The 4,088-nt window shown below is 66.9% G+C and carries 3 protein-coding genes; 2 read left to right on the top strand and 1 reads right to left on the bottom strand.

The features are described from left to right. Positions 1-534, top strand: a 534-nt coding sequence (locus JOY90_RS17625) for an ATP citrate lyase citrate-binding domain-containing protein (RefSeq protein WP_291692396.1), incomplete at its 5' end; no start/stop codon positions are given. Positions 535-554: 20 nt separating this feature from the next. Then, positions 555-3,266: a CoA-binding protein gene (locus tag JOY90_RS17620; protein WP_291692395.1), complete on the top strand. Its 2,712-nt coding sequence runs from the start codon at positions 555-557 to the stop codon at positions 3,264-3,266. Between the two features lie 194 nt (positions 3,267-3,460). Here the strand turns inward: JOY90_RS17620 and JOY90_RS17615 are convergent. After that, positions 3,461-4,088: tetratricopeptide repeat protein (locus JOY90_RS17615; RefSeq protein WP_291692394.1), on the bottom strand; the 628-nt coding region annotated here is incomplete at its 5' end.

Genomic DNA, 4,088 nt, shown 5'->3' with positions numbered 1-4,088 from the left:
CGCACGCACCAGGGCCAGAGCGACGTGTACGTGATCAACGAGCGCGGCACCATCCTCGCGCCCACGTTCGGCGGCGGAGCAAACAGTCTCGTGACCGAAGTCCTCGGCGAGGCGGCGAGCATCAGCTCGGACTTCGGCGGCAACCCGCCCTACGAGAAGATGAAGCAGGTGGCACGCATCTGCTACCGCCACTTCCTCGCGCAGTCCAACGTGCTCTTCATCATTGGCGGCAAGTCGAACAACACGGACATCCACGAGACCTTGCGCGCCATGGGGGATGCTTTGCGCGAACACTTCTCGACCCATGGCGCGACGCCGCTCTACGTGGTGGTCGGCCGCGGCGGCCCGAACCTGGTGCGCGGCTTCGGCGCGCTGGCGGACACCTGCGACGCGCTCGGGCTGCCGTACCGCTTCTTCGGCTTTGACAGCGCGATCTCCGAAGTCGTCAACTACGCCAAGCAGGTGGACGAGTGGATGAAGGCGGGCGGCCGCGATGTCATCGCGCGTCACCTCGGCCTCGCCGCGCAAGCCTGATCCGCTGGGAGACATCCACCATGCATGCCCAAGGCATCGCCTCGTTCCCCTACTTCCTCGGCATCAACTCGCTGGCCGATCTGGCCAGCCGCGGTGACCGCGTCTGCGTGCTGAACATCCTGGGCGGCGAGTCGCGCCAGGTCACGCCGACCAGCCATGTCTTCTCCGGCGGCAACGTCGTCTTCGGCACGTCGCCCGGACGCGGCGGGCAGGTACTGAAGACGGCAAGTGGCGACATCCCGGTCTTCAACAATGTGCGCGAAGGCCTGAGCGCCGGCCACGCCTTCAATACCGGCGTGGTGTACCTCCCGCCCTCGGGCGTGCGCGACGGCGTGGCCGAGCTGATCCGCGTCAACCCCGGTCTGCAGAAGATCGTCATCGTCACGGAGAAGATCGCAGTGCACGACGCACGCGAGATCCGTGCGATGGCGCAAGGCGCTGGCGTCGACGTCATTGGCGGCAACTGCCTGGGTGTCGCGGATTCCTGGAGCCGCGTGCGCATTGGCGGCGCGCTTGGCGGCGACCATCCCGCAGAGACCCTGCTGCAGGGAACCGTGGCGGTGTTCTCGAACTCGGGTGGGTTCACGACCACGATCGCGCAGTACCTGGCCACCGAGGGCTGGGGGACGACGACCCTCGTCTCCTCGGGCAAGGATGTCTACATCAACTACGGCGCGCGCGACTTCGCCCACGCGCTGCGCAACGACGGACGTTCGCGTGCCGCGGTCCTGTACGTCGAACCCGGCGGCTACTACGAGCAGGGCATCGACTGGAGCAAGCCGGTGGTGGCGTGCGTCGTCGGACGTTGGAAGTCCAAGCTGACGCGAGCGGTCGGACATGCCGGCGCGATGGCGGGCGCCGGCGACAGCGCAGCCGACAAGGAACGCTGGTTCATGCAGGCCTTCGGCGTCGACGCGATCTTCTCGCCCGACAACCCCGTCGTGTCCAAGCGTGGTGCGCTGGTGACCAACATCGCCCATATCCCAACTGCGCTGAGCGCAGTCATGGCATTGAGCGGCGCACGGCCCGATTTCGCGCCGCGCGGCAGTTTGACCCTGAAACCCTGGATGGCCAACGACCAGGGGATCGCGTTGCCGGGCGCGCTGGCCTTGCCCACCGTGATGGCACCGGCACCCTACGCAGAGCAGATCGCCGCGGTCGGCGCGCAGGTCGGCGCCGTGATCGCGCGCCAGAACATGAAGGACAAGTCGGGTGCGTCGGTGATGGACCCGAAGACGCAGGTCACCTCGGTCCACGGCCACTCCGTGCTGGAGCTCGCCCTGCAGCCCCTGCAGGCCAACTTCGCGCTGCCGCTGGTGCACGAGGGTGCCGGCCCGAACGACCGCGCGATGCTCGACATCGCGGTCGCCGCCGAAGTCAACCTGATCGGTGACCCGGTGCTGGCGGCCGCTGATGCGGCCCGTGCGGCGGGGAATTCGCCCAACACCATCATGGCCACGGCGGCATCGATCATCGGCCCCAAGCGCGTCGAGCGCGCGCTGGCGTGTACGCGCAAGCTCATCGACCTGTTCGCCGGCTCCGGGCTCAAGGAAGGTCACCACGTCGACTTCGACAGCTCCGGGATTCACGTCGATGCCCAGACGCGCGCACTCTTCATGGCGCGCGACGACGAAGCCGGCGACTCCCACCCCGAGGCCATGCTGCAGGCAGTCCGCGATCGTGACGCGAAGTCGGTCTTCATCGACTTCCTTCTGCGCCTGGACGGGCGGCTGTCGCGCGACGCGATCCTTGCGGCGATCTCGACCACCATCGCCTGGGGGCCGTTGGTACGCAAGCGCATCAGCCGCTTGACCGCCGAGACGCTGCCCTGGTACCTGCGCCTGTACGGCGTGATGGTCGGCTCCAGCATTGCGGCACATCACCACCAATGGGGTTCGCTGTGCGGCATCTCGCAGGCAGAACGGTATGGCCAGTGGACGATGGCCGACCTGTGCTACCTGGCGATGACGGGCCGCAAGCCGAGCGCAGAGCAGGCGCTGCCGCTGCAGATGCTGATCGGCCTGCTGGTCTCGAACGGGCCGGGCTCGATCTCGGCGCAAGGCGCCAAGGGCGCGGTGTCGGCCGACGGACCGCAGACGCCCGGGCGCGTCCAGATCAACAAGGCCATGGTCGGATTTCTCACCCACACCGGCTACAGCCACGGCGGCAACGGCTTCGAGGGCATGGCCTTCCTGCTCGAGCGGTTCAAAGGCCTGGACCTGAAGGATCCGAGCGACCCCCATCACGGTATCGACCTGAAGGCCTTGGCCGTCACCTATGCGAAGGCGTACAACGCCGAGAAGCGCCAGGCCAAGGAAGCGGGGCAGGAACTGCGCGCCTTGCCGGGTGTGCACCATCCGGTGTTCAAGGGCAAGCCAGTCAACCACGACCCGCGCGAACGCTTCATCGCCGACTTCATGGCAAAGCGCGGCGACTACAACGTCTTCCACGCCTTCTACCGGGAACTGGCGCAGGCGCTCTACGACGTCGGTGCGACGCCGTATGTGTTCTGTGTGAACGTCGACGCCGTGATCGCGGCGCTCCTTCTGTCGCTTCTGTGGTCCGACTTCAAGTCGGGAGTGCTGAGCGAGCGCGACCTGGAGACCGCCGCGTTCACCGTGTTCCTGTACGGCCGCATGATCGGCGCGGCAGCGGAGATCGACGATCACCTGAACCGCGGCCGCAACATGGACACCCGAACGCCCGAGGCGGCGTGCGCATTCGTGATGTGACGACCCGCCGCACGATCGTGCGCCACGATTGACCGCCTGCCAGCGGGCGGTGCGGCTTCGTCGTGATCGCACTCGAGGCGTCGTTCACCACAGGAGACCAAGCGTGCCGGTCTGTCTGGCCCGCGCTCGGGCGATGCATGTCGCGCGGCGGTATTCGACCTCCCCCTTCCGGCCGATCGGGCCCGGGGGCGTTCCTATCGCGTCAGTCCAGCCTTGCGCAGCCCGTCGACAAGGCGTTCGAGGGGAGCAGGGTCTGTGTACGGCATGACCCGCATCGTGTGCTCGATCGTGTACCCGGGATTGATGACCATCAGCTCGTCCCACACCCTACGGGCTTCTTCGAGACGATGCGTATGGCCGTAGAGCGACGCCAGGTAAGCCCGCGTGATGTCCGAGGTGGGCATGTAGATGAGGCGCCGTTTGAACGTCGCCTCGGCCTGCTCATAGCGTCCGAGCGCAAACTCGGTGCGCCCGATCGAATGCATCCAGACGTTGAATTGGGGATCAAGACGAAGCGCGAGTTCCAATGATTCGAGCGCCTGCTCGTGCCGACCGGTGTAGTGGAGGATGTTGCCCAGGGCGCCGTGCGACGCCGAGGAGTTCGGGTCGAGAGCGATCGCCCGCCGCGCTTCCGCCTCGGCTTGCTCGAGGCGCCGCAGCCACATCAGCGTGACAGCCATGGAATGGTGGGCCAGGGGTTCGAGCGCGTCGACCTCGCACGCTTTGCGCGCGAACGCGAGCGCCTGTTCCAGGTCAGCCGCGGTGCGACCGTTCCATGCGTTGACGTATTCGGTGCCGAGAGACAGCGCAAGCAAGGCATAC

The organism is Bradyrhizobium sp. (assembly GCF_019242285.1).
Lineage (GTDB): Bacteria > Pseudomonadota > Alphaproteobacteria > Rhizobiales > Xanthobacteraceae > Bradyrhizobium.
Note: the sequence above shows the minus strand (reverse complement) of the source record. Positions and strands in the feature narration are given on the sequence as shown.